The organism is Streptomyces sp. M92 (assembly GCF_028473745.1).
In the GTDB taxonomy this organism is placed as follows: domain Bacteria; phylum Actinomycetota; class Actinomycetes; order Streptomycetales; family Streptomycetaceae; genus Streptomyces.
The window spans coordinates 3,445,227-3,465,705 of sequence record NZ_CP101137.1; the positions used below are offsets into that span (position 1 = coordinate 3,445,227).

Consider the following 20,479-nt stretch of genomic DNA (forward strand, 5'->3'; position numbering starts at 1 on the left):
AGCCGTGATGTTGAATGTTCAACCAGTCCAACGGTCACGACTCTAGACCTATTCCGTACATGCTTCAACGGTTACGACCGGCGTGGCGGCGAGGCCTGCGGAGCCGGCCGGGTGTGTACGTACAGCTGCCGCCGGTCGCCGACGTCCACGGGCTGCGGCAGCGGGAGCTCGTAGCGGACCGGCATGCCGTGGTCCGCGAACTGCCGGCGCGGGTTGTAGACCTGGTTGAATTTCCACAGCATCCGCGCGAAGTTCGTCTGCCCGCGCAGCAGGTTCCGGCCGAGGATGCGGGCCGCGCCGAACGCCGTCCTCAGGCCCAGATGCTTGCGGTTGATCACCGCCTGGGTGCGCACCAGCTCCTCGTAGAACCGTTCCAGCGGCAGCGTCGTCGGCACCACCGCGTGCTGGATGTCGAAGAGGCGGTAGTCGCGGGTGGTCAGGCGGCGGGACTCGGTGTGCCAGATCTCCGTGCCCGGGTACGGCGTCATCACCGTGAAGTGCACGATCTCCGGCACCGACAGCGCGAACTCCCGTACGACCCGGAAACGCTCCTCGTCCCAGGCCGGGTCCACGATCAGGTTGATGGCGACCTGGATGCCCATGCGGCGGGCCGCCTCCAGCGCCCGGAAGTTGTCGTCCGGGCTGATCCGCTTGCGGAACAGGTCCAGGCCCTCGGCGTCGATGGCCTCCATGCCCAGGAACATGTACCGCAGGCCGAGCCGCGCCCACCGCTCGAAGACCTCGGGGTGGCGCAGCAGCACGTCGCTGCGCGTCTCCAGGTAGTACTGCTTGCGGATGCCGCGCCGCTCGATCTCGTCGGCGATGGCGTTGCCGTGCTCGGGCCGGATGAAGGCCACGTCGTCCACGATGAAGACGTTGGGCTCGCGGACCCGCGCCAGGTCCTCGGCCGCCGCCTCCGGGGAGGCCTTGCGGTAGCTGCGGCCGTAGAAGGTCCAGGCCGAGCAGAACGAGCAGTCCCAGGGGCAGCCGCGGGTGAACTCGATGGAGGCGCACGGGTCCAGCTCGCCGATGAAGTAGCGGCGCCGGTTGCGCATCAGGTCGCGGGCCGGGAGCGGGGAGTCGATGCCGTGCATCATCAGCGGCGCGGGCCCGCGTCCGGCGGCGGTGATGACGCCGGGGACGCCGTCCACCCCGCCGTCGCGCACCGCCTCCAGCAGCGGCGCGACCACCGGCTCGCCCTCGCCCCGGACCACCGCGTCCACCGCCCCCGCCGCCTGCTCCAGGACGTCCTCGGCGACGAACGAGACACTGTGTCCGCCGAAGAAGACGAAGCAGTCCGGCACCTCCCGCTTCACCTTCACCGCCAGCTCGATCGCCTCCGGGATGTTCGCCAGGTAGTTCAGCGAGATGCCGAGGGCCTGGGGCCGGAACGACCGCACCTCGTCGCGCAGCACCCGCTCGCTGAGCACCTGGCGGTCCACGACCCGCACCTCGTGCCCGGCCTCGCGGGCCGCGCCCGCCACCCGCTCGAGGCCGAGCGGTTCCAGGCGGAGGAAGATCTCGGAGTACATCAGGGCGCTGGGATGCACGAGCAGCAGACGCATGGTCACCTCGTCGCGGGTCGGAACGCACCGGAACGGGAGGCGAACCGGAACGGCGGTAGGGCTCGGTGGGGCATGGGCAGGCCCCCCTTTCGTAACCCGGCCCGCCCACCGCCGCAGCTCCCGTACCGCCGCCTGGCGGACCCCGGAACGGGGAAGGGTCACGGGCATGACCCCCATGTGGCCGCACACCCGCCGGACCGCCGCCGGACCCACCCGCCGCACCGTCCTCCTCGCCACCGCCCTGGCCGCCACGCTCACCCCCACCCTCGGCGCCCCCGCGTCCGCCGCGCCCCGCGCCGACCCCTACGACACCCTCCGCCGCCGCTGGCTCGACATCGCACTCGGCACCGGCTACGACCCGGCCGCCGAACCGTACGCCTCCCGCCTCGCCGAGACCGGCGCCCGCGCCCGCGACCACCGCGCCACCATGGCCCCCACCCCGACCTCGCTGTGGCCCGGCCACCCCTTCGACCCGCCCGCCGGCATCACCTTCGCCTACGGCCGCCTGTGGACCATGACCCAGGCCTACGTCCAGCGGGGCACCGGCTCCACCGGCGACCAGGCGCTCCTCGCCGACATCCTCCGAGGGCTCGACCACCTCTCGGCCACCGTCTACAACCCCTCCACCACCCGCTACGGCAACTGGTGGGAATGGCAGATCGGCAGCCCCCGCCTCCTGATGGACATCACGGCCGCCCTGTACGACCACCTCGGCCCCGACCGCACCGCCGCCGCCTGCGCCGCCGTCGACCACTTCGTCCCCGACGCCGTGCTCCGCGACTACTCCGGCACCTCCACCGGCGCCAACCGCGTCGACCTGTGCCGGTCCGTCGCCCTGCGCGGCATCCTGGGCCGCGCCCCCGACAAGATCGCCCTGGCCCGTGACGCCCTCTCCCCGGTCTTCCCGTACGTCACGAAGGGCGACGGCCTCTACGCCGACGGCTCCTTCGTGCAGCACACCTGGGTCGCCTACTCGGGAACGTACGGCCAGGTCATGCTGGACGGCCTCGGCCGCCTCCTCACCCTGCTCGCCGGGACGGACTGGGCGGTGACGGACCCCGCCAGGCAGAACGTCCTGGACAGCGTCGAGCACGCCTACGCGCCCCTCGTCCACGACGGACTCGTCATGGACACCGTGAACGGGCGCGCCATCAGCCGGGGCTACCTCAAGAGCGACGACCTGCACGTCATGCGCAGCGACCACTTCCACGGACAGCAGCTCATCGCGGCCATGGCGGTCCTCGCGGGCGGCGCGAGCGACGCCGAGCGCGAGCGCTGGCACGCGCGGATCAAGGGCTGGATCGAACGGGACACCATCACCCCCGTTCTCACGGCACCGCAGTTCCAGGTCGCCGACCTGGCCCGGCTGCACGCGATCGCCGACGCGCCGGTCCAGGCCGCGCCCGAGCCCACGGAGCACCGCCTCTTCGCCGCCATGGACCGCGCCGTCCACCGTCGGCCCGCCTTCACCGCGGGCCTCGCCATGGCCAGCGACCGCATCGCGCACTACGAGTGCGGCAACGGCGAGAACCCGCGCGGCTGGCACACCGGCGCGGGCCTGCTCACCTGGTGGGCGAACGGGACCGCTTCGGATCAGTACACGGACTGGTTCTGGCCGACCGTCGACTGGTACCGGCTGCCCGGCACCACCGTCTCCACCAAGCGCCTGCCCGACCGGGCGGGCGGCGAGTGGGGCGCGCCCAAGCCCGGCGTGCGCTGGGTCGGCGGCACCACCGACGGCGAGTACGCGGCCGTCGGCCAGCACCTGAAGGGCCTCGGCTCCACCCTCGAAGCCCGCAAGTCCTGGTTCTTCCTCGACGACGAGGTGGTCTGCCTCGGCGCCGGCATCACCTGCGCGGACGGCGTCCCGGTCGAGACGGTCGTCGACAACCGCAACCTGGGCGAGGGCGGCACCCAGGCCCTGGTCCGCGGCCGGCACTGGGCCCACCTGGAGGGCCACGGCGGCTGGATCGTGCCCGACGGCGACCTGCGCACCCTGCGCGAGGACCGCACCGGCGCCTGGTCCGACATCAACACCACCAGCACCACCGAGCGCCGCACCCGCCGCTGGCAGACCCTCTGGCTCGACCACGGCACCGATCCGGCCGACGCCGGGTACCACTACGTCCTCTTGCCGGGCGCTTCCCGCGGGACCGTCGCCCGCCGCGCCGCCGCCCGCCGCAGACTGACCGTCCTCGCCAACGACGCCCGCCGCCAGGCCGTCACCGTTCACCCGCTCGGCCTCACGGCGGCCAACTTCTGGCAGGCCGGCACGGCGGGGCGGCTCACCGCCACCGCGGGGGCCAGTGTGCTGGTCCGGCGCCGGGGCCGCACCGCTACCCTCTGCGTGAGCGAACCACCGCGCACCGGCGAGCCGCTGGAGATCGTCTGGGACCGGCCGGTGCGAGGAGTGGTGCGGGCCGACGAGACGGTCGAGATCCTCGCCGCCGGCCGCCGACTGCATCTGCGCGTCACTCCAGGGGTGGTATGTACCACCCATGAATGTGAGGTGACTCTCAGCTGACGGCTTTGTGCGACCCCTACAAGTTTCGGGCCCCCTGAGCAGTCGAAACGGCTGCATGCCATGGGGGTTCTGTTCAGTGCTACCAGGAAAACGCGTCGGAGACTGTACGGAGTCGACGGCTCGCAATCCTTGGTCGGGTTCGTAGAGTCGCTACATGACCGTTTTGGATGAGGCGCCGGGTGAGCCGACGGACGCGCGCGGGCGGGTGGCCGAGCTGCACGAGATCCGTGCGCAGGCACTGGCCGGGCCGAGCGAGAAGGCGACGGCGGCGCAGCACGCCAAGGGCAAGCTGACCGCGCGGGAGCGTATCGAGCTGCTCCTGGACCCGGGCTCGTTCCGGGAGGTCGAGCAGTTGCGCCGGCACCGGGCGACCGGGTTCGGCCTGGAGGCCAAGAAGCCGTACACGGACGGTGTCGTCACCGGCTGGGGCACGGTCGAGGGCCGTACGGTCTTCGTCTACGCGCACGACTTCCGGATCTTCGGGGGCGCGCTGGGCGAGGCCCACGCGACGAAGATCCACAAGATCATGGACATGGCCATCGCGGCCGGTGCGCCGCTGGTGTCGTTGAACGACGGTGCCGGCGCCCGTATCCAGGAGGGCGTCTCCGCTCTCGCCGGGTACGGCGGCATCTTCCAGCGCAACACGAAGGCGTCGGGTGTCATCCCGCAGATCAGCGTGATGCTCGGCCCGTGCGCGGGCGGCGCGGCCTACAGCCCCGCCCTGACCGACTTCGTGTTCATGGTCCGCGACACCTCGCAGATGTTCATCACCGGCCCGGACGTGGTCAAGGCCGTCACCGGTGAGGAGATCACGCAGAACGGCCTGGGCGGCGCGGACGTGCACGCCGAGACGTCGGGCGTCGCCCACTTCGCCTACGACGACGAGGAGACCTGCCTCGCCGAGGTCCGCTACCTCCTCTCCCTCCTCCCGCAGAACAACCGGGAGAACCCGCCCCGCCACGAGTGCGCCGATCCCGCGGACCGCCGCGGCGACACCCTCCTCGACCTGGTCCCGGCCGACGGCAACCGCCCGTACGACATGGCCAAGGTCATCGAGGAGATCGTCGACGACGGCGAGTACCTGGAGATCCACGAGCGCTGGGCCCGCAACATCATCTGCGCCCTGGCCCGCCTGGACGGCCAGGTCGTCGGCATCGTCGCCAACCAGCCGCAGGCCCTGGCCGGCGTCCTGGACATCGAGGCCTCCGAGAAGGCCGCCCGCTTCGTCCAGATGTGCGACGCCTTCAACATCCCGATCCTGACCCTCCTGGACGTCCCCGGCTTCCTGCCCGGCGTCGACCAGGAACACGGCGGCATCATCCGCCACGGCGCCAAGCTGCTCTACGCCTACTGCAACGCGACCGTGCCCCGGATCTCCCTCATCCTGCGCAAGGCGTACGGCGGCGCGTACATCGTCATGGACTCCCAGTCCATCGGCGCCGACCTGACCTACGCCTGGCCGACCAACGAGATCGCCGTGATGGGCGCCGAGGGCGCCGCGGGCGTCATCTTCCGCCGCCAGATCGCCGAGGCCGAGGACCCCGAGGCCATGCGCGCCCGCATGGTCAAGGAGTACAAGACCGAGCTGATGCACCCGTACTACGCGGCCGAGCGCGGCCTGGTCGACGACGTCATCGACCCCGCCGAGACCCGCGAGGTGCTGATCAGGTCCCTGGCGATGCTCCAGACCAAGCACGCCGACCTGCCCTCCCGCAAGCACGGCAACCCGCCGCAGTGACCCGAGGAGCCACGACCATGCCCCCTGCCGACATCCGCGTCGAGAAGGGCCACGCCGAGCCCGAGGAGGTCGCCGCCATCACGGCCCTCCTCCTCGCCCGCGCCGCCGCCCGCCCCGCCGAGATCGCCCCGACCCACGGCGGCGGCCGCGTCCGCGCGGGCTGGCGCCGCCTGGAACGCGAACCGGGCTTCCGCGCACCGCACAGCTGGCGCTGACCCGACACGACGTAGAGGCCCCCTCCGCACAGGAGGGGGCCTCTACGCGTGACGCGGGCCAGGGGCAGCCCACCTAGGGGCGCGGGGAACTGCGCGACCAACCACGAACCACCCGCACCCGGCAACGAAACAGCCCCCGGCAGCCCAGTGGCCGCAGGGGGCGTAACGCAACCCGGCGCAGCGGGGTGCCGCCTGCGCCCACCCGTGCCGCCCCAGGCGGCACGACTGCCCGCAGGCTGAGGAAGTGCTAGCGGAGACGGGCCATCAGCGCGTGCTCCACCAGCGTGATCAGCGCCGACTTCGCGTCGGCCCGGTGCCGCGCGTCCGTCGTGATGATCGGCGTGTCCGGCCCGATCTGCAGAGCCTCCCGGACCTCGTCCGGGTTGTACGGCTGCTGCCCGTCGAAGCCGTTCAGCGCGATCACGAACGGCAGTCCGCTGTTCTCGAAGTAGTCGACGGCGGGGAAGCAGTCGGCGAGCCGCCTCGTGTCGACCAGCACGATCGCGCCGATCGCGCCGCGCACCAGGTCGTCCCACATGAACCAGAAGCGGTCCTGGCCGGGCGTGCCGAACAGGTAGAGGATCAGGTCCTGGTCGAGCGTGATGCGGCCGAAGTCCATGGCGACCGTCGTGGTCGTCTTGTCCCCCGTGTGGGTGAGGTCGTCGATGCCCGCCGAAGCGGATGTCATCACGGCCTCGGTGCGCAGCGGATTGATCTCCGAGACAGCGCCGACGAACGTGGTCTTGCCCACGCCGAAGCCGCCCGCCACCACGATCTTCGCGGAAGTGGTGGAGCGGGAAGGACCGCCGCTAGAGCTTGCGAAGTCCACTGAGCACCCTTTCGAGCAGTGTCACGTCTGGCTGGCCGCCGGCGTTCTCGTCGCCGCCGGGCTGATGGATGGCGACCAGTCCCGCCTCCGCCAAGTCGGCGACGAGGATCCTGGCCACGCCGAGAGGGATCGTCAGGAGGGCCGAGACCTCGGCCACCGACTTGATCTCCCGGCAGAGGTTGCAGATCCGCTGATGCTCGGGCAGCTGGCCCTGCATCTGGTGCGGCTGCGCGGTGGTGTGCACCAGCGCCTCGATGGCGAGCTGGTACCGAGGCCTGGTGCGGCCGCCCGTCATGGCGTACGGGCGCACCAGGGGGTTGTTCGACGCCCCGGCGGGCGCCGGCTCAGGGGTGCGGCGTTGTGGCTGCACGGGCTGGATGCGCGGAGCCTGCGGCTGGTCGTACGGCGAAGGGCCGGGGCCCTGCGGTGCGTACGGCTGCCGGTGGTCCGGGACGGAGGGGTAGCCGTAACCGTTCGCCGAGCCGTCGTGCTGGCCCTGGCCAGGGCCGTACGACCAGTTGCCCGAAGACGGACCGCCTGGGGGTGTTGCCACTTTTTCCTCCTCCGACTGTGCCGGGCATCCATCACTGTGGAGCCGCGTCCCGAAACTTTACGGCCACGGGACGCCAAAACGCACCGTCTGTCCTTCAGTTGAGAAGGCTGCCCTGGAGCTCAGCCCGCAGGTCGGGCGTCAGGACCGTGCCGGCACGGTCCACCAGAAGGGCCATCTCGTACCCAATGAGACCGATGTCCGCCTCCGGGTGTGCGAGAACCGCGAGGGAGGAACCGTCGGAGATGGACATGATGAAGAGGAATCCCCGCTCCATCTCCACAACCGTCTGGTTCACGCTGCCGCCCTCGAAGATGCGCGAGGCACCGGCGGTCAGCGAGGTCAGGCCGGACGCGACGGCGGCGAGCTGGTCGGCGCGGTCGCGCGGGAACCCTTCGGACATCGCGAGAAGGAGTCCGTCGGCGGAGACCACCACCGTGTGGGACACCCCCGGGGTGTTGTCCACGAAGTTGGTGATCAACCAGTTCAGGTTCTGTGCCGCCTGGCTCATCGGGCTCACACTAACGCTCCTGGTTGTAGGTGCTGTCAGGACCACGGTGTTCATTCCTTGTGTCCTGGCCGTTCGTTTCACTGCCTGCGTTGCGGCCCCGTTCGACGCCGCGCCGCAGGTTGCTCAGCCTGCCCCGGACGTCCTCCGGAGCGCGGGAGACCTGTGGGCCTCCCTGGGGAGTGGATTCGGCGGTGCCCTCGACCAGGTTGGCCTTGGGTACCCGGCGCGGCAGCCCCGAGGAGGTCACCCCGCCCGCCTTGGGCCTGCGCAGCTGTGACGCCTGCTGCCAGCGGTCGTCGTTGGCCGACCGCCAGTTGTCCGTGCCGTTCGCACCGGCCGTGTCGGCCGGCGTCTCCTGGCCCACGTGACCCGCGCTGCCCGCGGTGGATCCGCGGCGGGGGAGACCGGCGTCGGTCATCTCGTGGGTGCCGGAGGCGGCCGGACCCGGACGGTCGAAGCCTACGCGGTCCGCCTCGTTCACGTCAGCGGCCTGCGCGGATTCCGTCTCCGGTGCCCCGGAGGGGTACTGGTCCGGATAGCCGTTCTGATAGCCGTCCTGCTGCGGCCAGTCGTCCTGGTGGCGCCGCTGCTCGAAGGCCGAGTAGCCCTCCTGCGCGCCGACGCCGGCCGACTCGTGCCCGTTGCGGGCCGGGTCCCCGTACGAGGGGTCCGGGTAGCCGCCGCCCGCCGGGTAGCCCTCGCCCTGCGGCAGGCCGCCGTTCGGCGCGAAGTACTGCTCGTCGTACGTCTGCTGCTGGTCCCGGTACGCCGTCTGCTGCTGGTCGGCGTACGCCTGCTGGTCGTACCCGCCGGTCTGCTGGTCCCGGTAGCCGCCCTGGCCCTGGTCGTAGGCCGGCTGCTGACCGGTGAACTGGTCCTGGAAACCGGGAGTCTCGGCGTCCTCGCGGCCGCCGTGCTCCTCCGGGCCGGTCTGCTCGGGGTGCGACTGGGCCTCCAGGGCCGCGCGGCGCTCCTCGCGCATCAGCGAGCGGCCGACCGGGTCGAGCTCGCGTAGGTCGTCGGGGACGTCGGAGTACCGACTGTCGTCGAAGCCGAGTTCGGCGGCGGTCCGCATGGGCTGACCGACCTGCGCGAAGTTCTCACCCTGGAAGTTCTGCTCCGGGATGATCTGCGAGACGGTGAACTCGTCGCGCTGCTGGTGCTCGCCGCCGCCACCGTGGGTGATGGCGTCCGGGAGCATGACCAGCGAGGTGGTGCCCGCCTGCTCGCCGGAAGGGCGCAGCTGGACGCGGATGCCGTGCCGGTCGGACAGCCGGCCGACCACGAACAGGCCCATGCGCTGCGAGATCGCGGCGTCCACGGTCGGCGGGTTGGCCAGCTTGTGGTTGATGTCCGCGAAGTCCTCGGCGGTCAGGCCGATGCCCTTGTCGTGGATCTCGACCATCACGCGGCCGTCGGGCAGCCGGGTCGCGGTGACGCGGACCTTGGTCTGCGGGGAGGAGAACGTGGTGGCGTTCTCCAGCAGCTCGGCGAGCAGGTGCACGAGGTCGGTCACGGCACGGCCGTGGATCTCGGCCTCGGGGACGCCCGACAGCTCGATGCGCTCGTACTGCTCCACCTCGGAGGAGGCGGCACGCAGCACGTCGACCAGCGGCACCGGCTGGTCCCAGCGGCGGCCGGGCTCCTCGCCGGCGAGGACCAGGAGGTTCTCGCCGTTGCGGCGCATACGGGTGGCCAGGTGGTCCAGCCGGAAGAGGCTCTCCAGCTGGTCGGGGTCGGCCTCGTTGTTCTCCAGGTCGGTGATCAGGGTCAGCTGGCCCTCGATCAGCGACTGGTTGCGGCGCGACAGGTTGGTGAAGATCGCGTTGATGTTGCCCCGCAGCAGGGCCTGCTCGGAGGCGAGCCGGACCGCCTCGCGGTGCACCTGGTCGAAGGCGCGGGCGACTTCGCCGATCTCGTCGGTCGAGGTGATCGGGATTGGCGCGACCCGGGTGTCGACCCGGCCGGGGTCGGTGCGGGAGAGCTGGTCGACCAGCATCGGCAGGCGCTGCTCGGCGATGCCGAAGGCGGCGGTGCGCAGCTGGCGCATGGAGCGGCTCATCTGGCGGGCCACCATGCCGGCCAGGATGAACGCGGCGAGCAGCGCGATCACGACCGCGGCACCCGTGATGTAGGCGTCCCGCTCGGCGTCGTCCGCGATCGTGGCCGCCTCGGTCACCGCCTTGTCGGCCAGGTCCGACTCGATCTTCTGGTACGCGTCGAACTTGAGGGTGTTGACCGCCCACCAGTTTTCCGGCGTGATGCCCTGCTCGGCCAGGTCGGCCCGGGCGCTGGGGTCCGTGGAGTCCAGCTGGGCCAGCTCCGAGACCATCGTGGTCGGGTTGGCCGGCGGCGGGACGTAGTCCGGGTCCTTGGCCTTGGCCTCCTTGGCCATGGCCGCGCCGTCCTCCTTGAGCTGCGCCTCGGCGTCCTCGAGCTTCTGGGCGTCCTCCTCCGTGCCGCCGCCGATGTACTCCTCGATCGCGATGCGCTCGAGGTAGGCGTACGAGGAGAGGGCGACGCGCTGGCTGGCGAGGTGGCTGGGCTCCGGACCCGGCTTGACCAGCATGTGCATGCCGATGGAACGCTCCAGGGAGAGCGCCGCCTTGGTCAGGGAGATCGCGTAGACGGTACGGCCGTAGGAGGTGATGTTGCCGGTGCCCAGACCGAGCTCGTTGGCGAACTCCATCAGGGGGTGGGCGACGCCGGTGTAGCCCTCCTCGGTCTCCACGCCCTTGAGCTTGGAGGTGTAGGCGGCCACGCGCAGCGACTGGAGCTTGGGCTCCTGCTCGCGGAACACCTTCAGCCGGCGTTCCAGACCGGGCTTGGACGGCATGCCCTGCGCCGCCTCGTCGAAGACGTCGGCCGCCTCGTCGGTGGCCTGGCGGGCCTTGACGACGGCGTCGTCCTTCTGGCCCTTGCCCGCAAGCAGCGGGGCGGCGGTGGTGTCGCGCTCGTTGTAGAGGGCGTTCGCGTAGTTCAGCGAGGCCTGCACCAGGCGAGCGGTGCTCTCGGCGTCCTCGGCGTCCTGCCAGGTGTCGATCGAGCTCTTAACCTGGAAGCCGCCCATGACCAGGCCGACCAGCACGGGAATGAGCAGGATCGCGTTCAGCCGGGTGGTCACCCGCCAGTTGCGCGGGGAGAAGCGGCCGCCGCTCGGGGCGGGTTCCTCCGTGGGTTCCGCAGCGGGCACGGGGGCGGGCGCCGCTGTACGCGGCGGCGGGGTGAAGTTGCCCCGGGCCGATGGCTCGGGACTGTTCTTGCTTCGCCTCACTCGACCAACAACCTCTCGGCGGTCGGCACCTACGTCGTGCCGCTGTGTCTCAGAGCCCAGTCCGTCGACGAGTACGTGCTACCGCTGAGTACGTCTCGTGCGTGGTTGACCGTTGGGCAGTTCTGGCATTCCAGCACGGCGACCTGCGCTCTTCCAAACAGTGGAACGCCGGGGTTACACGTGATGTAAGCCCCAGATAAAACGGTCATAAAGAGCGAGGCCCGTCAAAAGACGGTGCCTTCGTGCGCGCAGCGAGACCAGTTGACCGCGACGCGTGTTGATACCACCCGATTCCTCTGCCGAAACGTTATGAACGGCCGGGCCGACCGTGTCAAAGGACACAGTCGGCTCCGTGTCGTCTACGACAACTGCCGTAGATCACTTCCGACTTGGCTGCTGCGGCCTGCGTACTACCGGAGCCGTGCCATCAGCGCGTGTTCCACCAGCGTGATCAGCGCGCTCTTCGCGTCGGCGCGGTGCCGGGCGTCGGTCGTGATGATCGGGGTGTCCGGGCCGATCTGCAGCGCCTCCCGCACCTCGTCCGGCGAGTACGGCTGCTGTCCGTCGAAGCCGTTCAGGGCGACGACGAAGGGCAGGCCGCTGTTCTCGAAGTAGTCCACCGCCGGGAAGCAGTCGGCCAGCCGGCGGGTGTCGCAGAGCACGACCGCGCCGATCGCGCCGCGCACCAGGTCGTCCCACATGAACCAGAAGCGGTCCTGGCCGGGCGTGCCGAACAGGTAGAGGATCAGGTCCTGGTCGAGCGTGATGCGGCCGAAGTCCATGGCGACCGTGGTGGTCGTCTTGTCCCCGGCGTGCGTGAGGTCGTCGATCCCGGCGCTGGCGGAGGTCATCACGGCCTCCGTGCGCAGGGGGTTGATCTCGGAGACGGCGCCCACGAACGTGGTCTTGCCGACGCCGAAGCCGCCGGCCACCACGATCTTCGCGGAGGTGGTCGCCCGCCCTCCGTCAGAGCTTTCGAAGTCCACTGAGCACCCTTTCGAGCAGTGTCACGTCCGGCGCACCGCCGTTGTTCTCGTCGCCGCCCGGCTGGTGAACCGCGACCATCCCGGCCTCCGCGAGGTCCGCGACCAGGATCCGGGCCACACCCAGCGGCATGGCCAGCAGGGCCGACACCTCGGCCACCGACTTCACCTCGCGGCACAGGTGGCAGATGCGCTGGTGCTCGGGCAGGAGCCCCATGAGCGCTGCCGGGTCGGCCGTCGTGCTGATCAGCGCCTCGATGGCGAGCTGATAGCGCGGCCTGGTCCGGCCACCGGTCATCGCGTACGGACGTACCAGCGGCTGGTCGCCCTCGTCCTCGTACGGCTCCGCGTACGGATCATGAGAGGCGGTGGGCGGGGTCATGAATCCTCCGGGCGGGACAGCAGGTTGGTCAGTCGTGCCGTCTGACGAGGCCGGTGGGGGGATTGTGGCGGCCGGACGGTGATTTGGTAACACGGGTGGTGCCGGGGCCGATCAGTGGAGCAGACTTCCTTGTAGCTCGGCGCGCAGGTCGGGCGTGAGCACCGCGCCCGCGCGGTCGACCAGGAGCGCCATCTCGTAGCCGACGAGGCCGATGTCGCACTCCGGGTGGGCGAGGACGGCCAGGGAAGAGCCGTCCGAGACGGACATGAGGAAGAGGAACCCGCGTTCCATCTCCACGACCGTCTGTGCCACGTTGCCGCCCTCGAAGATCCGGGACGCCCCCGCGGTCAGCGAGGTGAGCCCCGAGGCGACGGCCGCGAGCTGGTCCGCGCGGTCGCGCGGGAAGCCCTCCGACATCGCCAGGAGGAGTCCGTCGGCGGACACGACGACGGTGTGGGACACCCCCGGGGTGTTGTCCACGAAATTCGTGATCAACCAGTTGAGGTTCTGTGCCGCCTGGCTCATCGGGCTCAACTAACGCTCCTGCTGGTGAGTGGGCCGCGGGTAGCTGCCGGTCTGGTTGGTACCGGCCTGACGGCCCTGTGCGATTCCCCGACGGAGATTGGTCAGCCGGCCGCGCACGTCGTCGGGCGCACGCGAGACCTGCGGACCGTTCTGGTTCGACTGCTGCTGGGCCGTGCCCGGGACGAGGTTGGCCCGGGGGACCCGGCGCGGCAGGCCGGAGGTGGTGATCCCGCCCGCAGCGGGCTGCCGGACACGCTCGGCCTGCCGGACGAGGTCGTCGTTCGGCGAGCTCCGCCAGGCGGAGGTGGCGGGCCGCTGAGGGGCCGCCGGGGTCTGGGGCTGGGCCGCCTGCGGCTCCGGCGACGCGGCCGGCGCGCTCTGCTGGGCCCGCCCCTCGCGGTCGCCGTGGAACCAGTTGGTCTCCAGCGTGTCGAACAGCGGCGTACGTCCGTCACCCGGGCCGGAGGCCGGGGGCAGCGCCCAGGCGTCTTCCGGCCGCTGCGCGGCGGTCCCGATCTGGGGCTCCTCGGCGGCGGGACGCTGCTGCGGTACGGGGGGCCGCGGCGCGGCGAAGTCGTTGCCGCCGTGCGTGCCGGACCCCTGCGAGCGCTCGAACGGGCCGGTGTCGGCCGGGTTCTCGTGCCCCGGCAGATGGTGCTGGCCGGTCGAGCCGTTGTCGTGCCCCTGGCCGGGCTGTCCGCCGAAGACGTCCGAGCGGACGAAGGCGCCGTTCTGCTGCGGGGCGGCCGGCTCGGGCCGCGCGAACCGGTCGCCCGACTGGGCGTTCGCGCCGTACTGGTCCTGACCGAACGGGTCGTGACCGTACTGCTCCTGACCGTACTGGTCCTGACCCGGCTGGGTGAACTGTCCGGTGCTCTGCGGGTCCTCCTGGCGCGGTGCCGGGGCGTCGAAGTCCGGACGGGCGAACTCGGCCGTGGCGCCGGGGCCCTGGGCCTCGCCGAGAGGGGGGACCGCCGGCATCTCCGCGGTCGAGCCCGGGCCCTGCCGGTCGTCGTGGCGCGCAGCGCGGTCGGTACGGGAGCTGTCCGGCTCCTCGTGGCCGCGCGGGACGTCCAGCGAGGCGCGCGGCACGGACGGCTGCGCGTTCTCGTCGCTCCAGCTGGGCGTGCGTGGCTGCGGGTTGCCGCCGGGCAGCTCGGCCCGCGGTCCGCCGCGCGGCGGCAGCTGCGGCCGACGGCCCTGCTCGGCTGCTCGCATCTCGCGCCACCGCCACCCCCGGCGCTTCCCGGCGCTTCCCGCGCTGCGCGGGCGCGGAGGGACCGCGTCCGCCACCGAACATGTCCCGGCCCTGCGGAGCGTTGCCTTGCGGAGCGTTGCCTTGGAGCGCGTTGCCCTGCGGCGCGCTCATGCCCGCGGCCTGCAGGCCCTGCGGAGCACCGGGGGCCTGTCCGGCACCGGCGCCCGCGCCGGCCGGGGCCGGCCGGTTCTGCTGACCCGGGCCCGCGGGGGACTGGGGTCCGCGCGCGCCGCCCGGCGCACCCGGGCGCCCGTCCGCGTCCCGCCCGGGCAGTGTGCGGCCCGCGGTCCCTGACCGGCGGCGAGCCGGCCACCGCCCGGCGACCGGCGCCGAGGGCACCACCGCCACCACCGAAACCACCGCCGCCACCGAGAGCACCGCCGCCCTGGCCGCCACCGCGCCGGGCCGCCGCCACACCCGCGGCCGCCTGGGCCGCGGCCGGACCGCCGTTGCCGGCGCCCTGACCGGGCTTGGGCTGCGGCTTGCGGCCGCCCTGGGCGACGTCGACCGGCAGCATGACCAGCGCGGTCGTACCACCGGAGTCCGACGGACGCAGCTGAATGCGGATGCCGTGGCGCTGCGAGAGGCGGCCGACCACGAACAGGCCCATGCGGCGGGAGACGGAGACGTCCACGGTGGGCGGCGAGGCGAGCCGCTCGTTGATCGCGGCCAGGTCCTCGGGGGAGAGGCCGATGCCGGTGTCGTGGATCTCGATCAGCACGCGGCCGTCGGGCAGCGCGTGACCGGTGACCTTGACCTTGGTCTGCGGGGAGGAGAACGAGGTCGCGTTCTCCAGCAGCTCGGCGAGCAGGTGCACGAGGTCGTTGACCACGCGGCCGGCGACCTCGGTGGTCGGCACGGAGGCCAGTTCGATGCGCTCGTACTGCTCCACCTCGGAGGCGGCGGCACGGAGCACGTCGACCAGCGGGACCGGGCGGGTCCAGCGCCGGCCCGGCTCCTCGCCGGCGAGGACCAGGAGGTTCTCACCGTTACGGCGCATGCGCGTCGCGAGGTGGTCGAGCTTGAAGAGCGAGGACAGCTGGTCCGGGTCGGCCTCGCGGGACTCCAGTTCGGAGATGAGCGAGAGCTGGCGCTGGATGAGGCCCTGGGAACGGCGCGAGAGGTTGGTGAACATCGCGTTGACGTTGCCCCGAAGCAGGGCCTGCTCGGCGGCGAGGCGGACCGCCTCGCGGTGCACGTCGTCGAAGGCCGCGGCCACTCGGCCGATCTCGTCCCGGGAGTGCACGCCGACCGACTCCACCGAGGTGTCGACGTCCTGCGGGTCGGTCTCGGAGAGCTGCTTGACCAGCTCGGGCAGACGGTCCTGGGCGACCTTGGTCGCGGTGTCCTCCAGGCGGCGCAGCGAGCGGATCATGGAGCGGGCCACGACGAAGGCACCGACCAGGGAGACACCGAGCACCAGCAGGATCACGACACCCGAGATGATCGCCTCGCGCTCGGACTCGCTGCGCAGCTCACGGGCCTGCTGCTCCATGTCCTCCAGCAGCTTCAGCTCGATGTTCTTCATCTGCTGGATCTTGGTGGAGGAGTCGTCCAGCCAGTCCTGGTAGGACCGCTTGTCCAGTCCGCCGAGGGCGCCCTCCTTGGCGAGGGCGCGGCCCGCGTACGCGTCGGAGGACTCGATGACCGGGTTGCCCTCGGAGATCGGCTTGAGGAGTTCCTCGGCGCCGTCGCCGTAGATGCTGGTGAAGCTGCGGATCTCGGACTTCTGGCTCTGCAGCGCGGACTCGGCGTACAGCCGGTCGTTCTCCGCGAGGTCGGGCTTGCCGGTGTTGCTCGCCGGGAGCGCCGCCGCGAGGACCGCGCGCTGGATGGACGCGTACTCCTTGGCGGAGGAGAAGGCCGCCAGGGTTCGCGTGCGCTGGATCATCTCGGGGTTGCTGGTGGCTTCCGCCATGTCCTGCGAGAGGTCCAGCAGGTGGGTGATCAGGCGGTGGTACGCCTCGACGGTCTGCGTCGAGTTGTCCTCGGCCTGGTAGGCGGTGCTGCGGATCCGCTCCAGGTCGTTCAGGTCTCCGGCGAGACCGACGAGGCTGTCGCGGACGCCGACGAGGTTGCCGTCCTTGCTGGCGGCGTCGATCGCCTCGGAGCTGTCGAGGAAGTTCTTCCGGGCCCGGTCGGTCTTCTCCCGGTCGCCCTTGACGGCGATCGCACCGGAGGACGAGTCGTGCGCCAGCGGACCGGCGGACTGGTCGCGCTCCTCCTGGAGGGCGTGCGCCAGTTCGGTGGCCTGCTTGGTCATCTCGGTCAGCAGCTTCATGTTGTCGAGCTGCTGGATGTCCTCGACCGACTGGCTGATGCGCATCGCGCCCAGCGAGGTGGCCGCGACCACCGGGAGCGCGAGCAGCGACACCAGGCGGGTGGAGATCCGCCAGTTGCGCAGGGCTATTCGCGGACCGGGGCCGGTCGAGCCCTTGGCCGGCTTCGCGGGCGGCTGCTGGCCGGAAGCGGAGTCTGCCGAGCCCTGGCGCCCGGCGCCGTCCCCGCTGTCGCTCGGCCGGTCCTGGCCCGGGTTCTGGGCGTGCTGGGGCGAGGAGCTGACGGCCTTGGGGCCAGTCCCGCCGTGCTGCGGCTCCGGCTCCGCCGAAGCGCTGCCATCCCTCTTGAAACGTCCCTGCACTAGCGTCGCAACCTCTGGACCAGGCACCCGGCCGCGTGAACGGCTGGGCACGGTGTCGGCGTCGTAGGGGCGCCCTGAATACGCCCCCGTGGTGGTCGTGAGTGACCGGCGCTGGTTCCCCCTTCTCGCCGCCGCTCGGCGCTGGTGTGCGCCCCCTGTGCGCCGGCTCGATCCCGCAGCGGTCCGTGGAATTCCAGCACAGTGCCGGATCTCCAACAAGGCCCGTGGGTCAGGCCGTGACATAGGTGACAGCACGTGAGGGGCGAGTCACCGGACGTAGAAAATGATCACCCACAAACCGGACGTATGCCCGTGAATCGCCGACGCCGGACGGGTGTCCCAGTCGACATGATCAGCAGCGGAATGCGCGCTTCAGGTGGGCAATGTCGGTTTCGTCGGAGTGGTGTGGCGGTCGGAATTGACCGGTTTGACCCTTGATAAGTGAGCAAACTCACATGCCGATCGTGAGCCCCGGCCGGAGTCGCGGGGAATCGCATGTTTAGCCTGACGCTTTACAGAGAAGGCAAAACCGACAACCCGCGCCCTCGCAGGGCTTCTTGCAGCCCCTCCGGCGCCCGGACACGACAGGGTTCCGTACAACCGTGAAGACGACGATGATGTTCCACAAGATCGCCAACCCGCGACGCACGACGCTGGCGCACCTCGACGGCGCCGACGAACTGCGGACGCCGGAGCAGCGGGAGCACGCCGTCGAGCTCCCCGCCCAGACCGCCAACCCCCGCCGCACGGTCCTCATGGAGGTCCCGGTCGCGGCCACCGCCGCACAGTAGTACGCCGCCCGGCCACCGCACGTTCAGCGGGCCGCACGGAACACGAGGGCGCCCGCGCCACGACCGCCACCCCGAGGGGAACCGGTGATGCGCGAGGCGCCCCCGCCTTGCCGCGTTAGCCTGGAGCGTCAGACTCCAGCCAGCTCAGCAAGGGGCCAAGCAACCCGTGCGCATCGCCAGGTTCTCCATCGACGGGAACGTCGCCTTCGGCGCGGTCGAGGGCGACCAGCCGGACCAGCTCGTCCTCGACATCATCAAGGGCATCCCGTTCGCGGACTTCGAGCTCTCCGGCACCAAGGTGCCCCTGAGTAAGGTGCGGCTGCTGCCGCCCGTCCTGCCCAACAAGGTCGTCGCCTTCGGCCGCAACTACGCCGAACACGCCCGCGAACTCGGCAACGAGGTGCCCGACGCCCCGTTCGCCTTCTTCAAGCCGTCCACCTCGGTCATCGGCCCCGGCGACGCCATCCAGTACCCCTCCTTCTCCGAGGAACTGCACCACGAGGCCGAGCTCGCCGTGGTCATCGGCCGCATGTGCCGCGAGGTGCCGCGCGAGCGCGTCAAGGACGTGATCTTCGGCTACACCTGCGCCAACGACGTCACCGCCCGCGACGTGCAGCGCCGCGAGAAGCAGTGGGCCAGGGCCAAGGGCTTCGACTCCGCCTGCCCGCTGGGCCCCTGGGTCGAGACCGACCTGGACCCGGCCGACCTGACCGTCCAGCTGACGGTCAACGGCGGGCAGCGCCAGCTCGGCCGCACCAGCGAGATGATCCACTCCATCGAGGACCTGGTCGTCAACATCTCCGAGGCCATGACGCTGCTCCCCGGCGACGTGATCCTCACGGGCACCCCGGCTGGGGTCGGCCCCCTCAACGTCGGCGACGAGGTCGCCGTCACCATCGAAGGCATCGGCACTCTCACCAACAAGGTTGTCAAGCGTGGCTAGCGCATCCGCCCCAGCAGTCCGTGTCCGTTTCTGCCCCTCGCCGACCGGTAACCCCCACGTGGGCCTGGTCCGCACCGCCCTGTTCAACTGGGCCTTCGCGCGCCACCACCAGGGCACGCTGGTCTTCCGCATCGAGGACACCGACGCGGCCCGCGACTCCGAGGAGTCGTACGAGCAGCTCCTGGACTCGATGCGCTGGCTGGGCTTCGACTGGGACGAGGGCCCCGAGATCGGCGGTCCCCACGCGCCGTACCGCCAGTCGCAGCGCATGGACATCTACCAGGACGTCGCCCAGAAGCTCCTGGACGCCGGCCACGCCTACCGCTGCTACTGCTCCCAGGAGGAGCTGGACACCCGCCGCGAGGCCGCCCGCGCCGCCGGCAAGCCCTCCGGCTACGACGGCCACTGCCGCGACCTGAGCGACGCCCAGGCCGAGGAGTACAAGGCGCAGGGCCGCGAGCCCATCGTCCGCTTCCGGATGCCCGACGAGCCGATCACCTTCACGGACCTGGTCCGCGGCGAGATCACCTACCTCCCCGAGAACGTCCCGGACTACGGCATCGTCCGCGCCAACGGCGCCCCCCTCTACACGCTCGTCAACCCGGTCGACGACGCCCTGATGGAGATCACCCACGTCCTGCGTGGCGAGGACCTGCTCTCCTCCACCCCCCGCCAGATCGCCCTCTACAAGGCGCTCACCGAGCTGGGCATCGCCAAGGAGACCCCCGCCTTCGGCCACCTGCCGTACGTCATGGGAGAGGGCAACAAGAAGCTCTCCAAGCGCGACCCGCAGTCGAGCCTCAACCTGTACCGCGAGCGCGGCTTCCTCCCCGAGGGCCTGCTCAACTACCTCTCCCTCCTCGGCTGGTCGCTCTCGGCCGACCAGGACATCTTCACGATCGAGGAGATGGTCGCGGCCTTCGACGTCGCCGACGTCCAGCCCAACCCGGCCCGCTTCGACCTGAAGAAGTGCGAGGCGATCAACGGCGACCACATCCGCCTGCTGGAGGTCAAGGACTTCACCGAGCGCTGCCGCCCCTGGCTGAAGGCCCCCGTCGCCCCCTGGGCGCCCGAGGACTTCGACGAGACCAAGTGGCAGGCGATCGCGCCGCACGCGCAGACCCGCCTGAAGGTCCTCTCCGAGATCACCGACAACGTCGACTTCCTGTTCCTGCCGGAGCCGGTCTTCGACGAGGCGAGCTGGACGAAGGCGATGAAGGAGGGGTCGGACGCGCTCCTGCGCACGGCCCGGGAGAAGCTGGACGCCGCCGACTGGACGTCCCCGGAGTCCCTCAAGGAGGCCGTCCTGGCCGCCGGCGAGGCCCACGGCCTCAAGCTCGGCAAGGCCCAGGCCCCCGTCCGCGTCGCCGTCACCGGCCGCACGGTCGGCCTCCCCCTCTTCGAGTCCCTGGAGGTCCTGGGCAAGGAGAAGGCGCTGGCCCGGATCGACGCGGCGCTGGCACGCCTGGCGGCGTAACCGGCAGCAGGTGTGAAGGGCGGCGTCCGCACGGGCGCCGCCCTTTCCGTACCCCGCCCGGGTCCCTCCGGCCGGCGCCGTCCGCGAAGCCCTCGCAGACGGGCGGCATGCACCACGAGGGCGTCGACCCACGCCTCTTCGGGGACCGCCCGGCCCGCAACTGCCGCCGGGGTGGGACGTACGCGGCCGGCGGGTCGCGGACGCCCCCAGGCCGCCGCCCGCTCGCGCAGGGCGGACGTGCCCGGCGCGGGAGCCCGGCCGACAACCGGGCCG

14 protein-coding genes and 1 pseudogene are annotated in these 20,479 nt (G+C 71.3%); 6 read left to right on the forward strand and 9 right to left on the reverse strand.

All coding sequences use genetic code 11. The features are described 5' to 3' along the window. Positions 1-71: 71 nt before the first annotated feature. Complete coding sequence (gene hpnR, locus M6G08_RS15720; RefSeq protein ID WP_272587799.1) at positions 72-1,565, reverse strand: hopanoid C-3 methylase HpnR; 1,494 nt, start codon at positions 1,563-1,565, stop codon at positions 72-74. Between the two features lie 166 nt (positions 1,566-1,731). Here hpnR and M6G08_RS15725 point away from each other — a divergent pair, with 166 nt between their 5' ends. The 3 genes from M6G08_RS15725 (at position 1,732) to M6G08_RS15735 (ending at position 6,042) form a co-directional block, all read left to right on the forward strand. Further along, the gene (locus M6G08_RS15725) at positions 1,732-4,089 is read left to right on the forward strand and encodes a polysaccharide lyase 8 family protein (RefSeq protein ID WP_272587800.1); all 2,358 of its coding nucleotides are present in this window, start codon (positions 1,732-1,734) and stop codon (positions 4,087-4,089) included. Between the two features lie 154 nt (positions 4,090-4,243). Next, positions 4,244-5,827, forward strand: a complete 1,584-nt coding sequence (locus M6G08_RS15730; protein ID WP_272587801.1) for an acyl-CoA carboxylase subunit beta — start codon at positions 4,244-4,246, stop codon at positions 5,825-5,827. Between the two features lie 17 nt (positions 5,828-5,844). Beyond that, positions 5,845-6,042, forward strand: coding sequence for an acyl-CoA carboxylase epsilon subunit (locus M6G08_RS15735; protein WP_272587802.1), 198 nt, complete (start codon positions 5,845-5,847; stop codon positions 6,040-6,042). 247 nt (positions 6,043-6,289) lie between these two features. Here M6G08_RS15735 and M6G08_RS15740 read toward each other — a convergent pair whose 3' ends face one another. The 8 genes and pseudogenes from M6G08_RS15740 to M6G08_RS15775 all read right to left on the reverse strand — a co-directional run bounded on the left by M6G08_RS15740 (position 6,290) and on the right by M6G08_RS15775 (position 16,995). Then, a complete protein-coding gene (locus tag M6G08_RS15740; RefSeq protein ID WP_009314218.1) occupies positions 6,290-6,871 on the reverse strand; it encodes a GTP-binding protein in 582 nt (193 codons plus the stop codon). Beyond that, entirely contained in the window at positions 6,852-7,424 is a 573-nt protein-coding gene (locus tag M6G08_RS15745) for a DUF742 domain-containing protein (RefSeq protein WP_272587803.1), read from the reverse strand. Before M6G08_RS15745 ends, M6G08_RS15740 begins: the two co-directional genes overlap by 20 nt. 94 nt (positions 7,425-7,518) lie before the next feature. After that, positions 7,519-7,932 carry a roadblock/LC7 domain-containing protein gene (locus tag M6G08_RS15750; protein WP_004983065.1) on the reverse strand — a complete coding sequence of 138 codons (414 nt, stop codon included), beginning with the start codon at positions 7,930-7,932 and terminating at the stop codon, positions 7,519-7,521. Positions 7,933-7,942: 10 nt separating this feature from the next. After that, entirely contained in the window at positions 7,943-11,206 is a 3,264-nt protein-coding gene (locus M6G08_RS15755) for a nitrate- and nitrite sensing domain-containing protein (protein WP_272587804.1), read from the reverse strand. A 410-nt stretch (positions 11,207-11,616) separates the two neighbouring features. Next, positions 11,617-12,192 carry a GTP-binding protein gene (locus M6G08_RS15760; RefSeq protein ID WP_003973455.1) on the reverse strand — a complete coding sequence of 192 codons (576 nt, stop codon included), beginning with the start codon at positions 12,190-12,192 and terminating at the stop codon, positions 11,617-11,619. After that, a complete protein-coding gene (locus tag M6G08_RS15765; protein ID WP_007387727.1) occupies positions 12,173-12,571 on the reverse strand; it encodes a DUF742 domain-containing protein in 399 nt (132 codons plus the stop codon). Before M6G08_RS15765 ends, M6G08_RS15760 begins: the two co-directional genes overlap by 20 nt. A gap of 111 nt (positions 12,572-12,682) precedes the next feature. Continuing rightward, positions 12,683-13,096 (reverse strand): roadblock/LC7 domain-containing protein, encoded by a 414-nt coding sequence (locus tag M6G08_RS15770; protein WP_003973453.1) that lies wholly within the window; start codon positions 13,094-13,096, stop codon positions 12,683-12,685. Between the two features lie 9 nt (positions 13,097-13,105). Beyond that, a pseudogene (locus tag M6G08_RS15775) lies at positions 13,106-16,995 on the reverse strand (ATP-binding protein). Between the two features lie 602 nt (positions 16,996-17,597). On the opposite strand from M6G08_RS15775, the gene M6G08_RS15780 reads away from it, so the two are divergent. The 3 genes from M6G08_RS15780 to gltX all read left to right on the forward strand — a co-directional run bounded on the left by M6G08_RS15780 (position 17,598) and on the right by gltX (position 20,206). Next, complete coding sequence (locus tag M6G08_RS15780) at positions 17,598-17,786, forward strand: hypothetical protein (RefSeq protein ID WP_272591526.1); 189 nt, start codon at positions 17,598-17,600, stop codon at positions 17,784-17,786. A 166-nt stretch (positions 17,787-17,952) separates the two neighbouring features. Further along, on the forward strand, positions 17,953-18,729 hold the full coding sequence (locus tag M6G08_RS15785) for a fumarylacetoacetate hydrolase family protein (protein ID WP_272587806.1): 777 nt from the start codon (positions 17,953-17,955) through the stop codon (positions 18,727-18,729). Continuing rightward, a complete protein-coding gene (gene gltX / locus M6G08_RS15790; protein ID WP_272587807.1) occupies positions 18,722-20,206 on the forward strand; it encodes a glutamate--tRNA ligase in 1,485 nt (494 codons plus the stop codon). The genes M6G08_RS15785 and gltX overlap by 8 nt, the downstream gene beginning before the upstream one ends. Positions 20,207-20,479: the final 273 nt, after the last annotated feature.

Coding starts and splice junctions, on each gene's coding strand:
- M6G08_RS15765 (WP_007387727.1), bottom strand. CDS start 12,571: ATGACCCCGCCCACCGCCTCTCATGATCCGTACGCGGAGCCGTACGAG.
- M6G08_RS15725 (WP_272587800.1), top strand. CDS start 1,732: ATGACCCCCATGTGGCCGCACACCCGCCGGACCGCCGCCGGACCCACC.
- M6G08_RS15730 (WP_272587801.1), top strand. CDS start 4,244: ATGACCGTTTTGGATGAGGCGCCGGGTGAGCCGACGGACGCGCGCGGG.
- M6G08_RS15735 (WP_272587802.1), top strand. CDS start 5,845: ATGCCCCCTGCCGACATCCGCGTCGAGAAGGGCCACGCCGAGCCCGAG.
- hpnR (WP_272587799.1), bottom strand. CDS start 1,565: ATGCGTCTGCTGCTCGTGCATCCCAGCGCCCTGATGTACTCCGAGATC.
- M6G08_RS15770 (WP_003973453.1), bottom strand. CDS start 13,096: ATGAGCCAGGCGGCACAGAACCTCAACTGGTTGATCACGAATTTCGTG.
- M6G08_RS15750 (WP_004983065.1), bottom strand. CDS start 7,932: ATGAGCCAGGCGGCACAGAACCTGAACTGGTTGATCACCAACTTCGTG.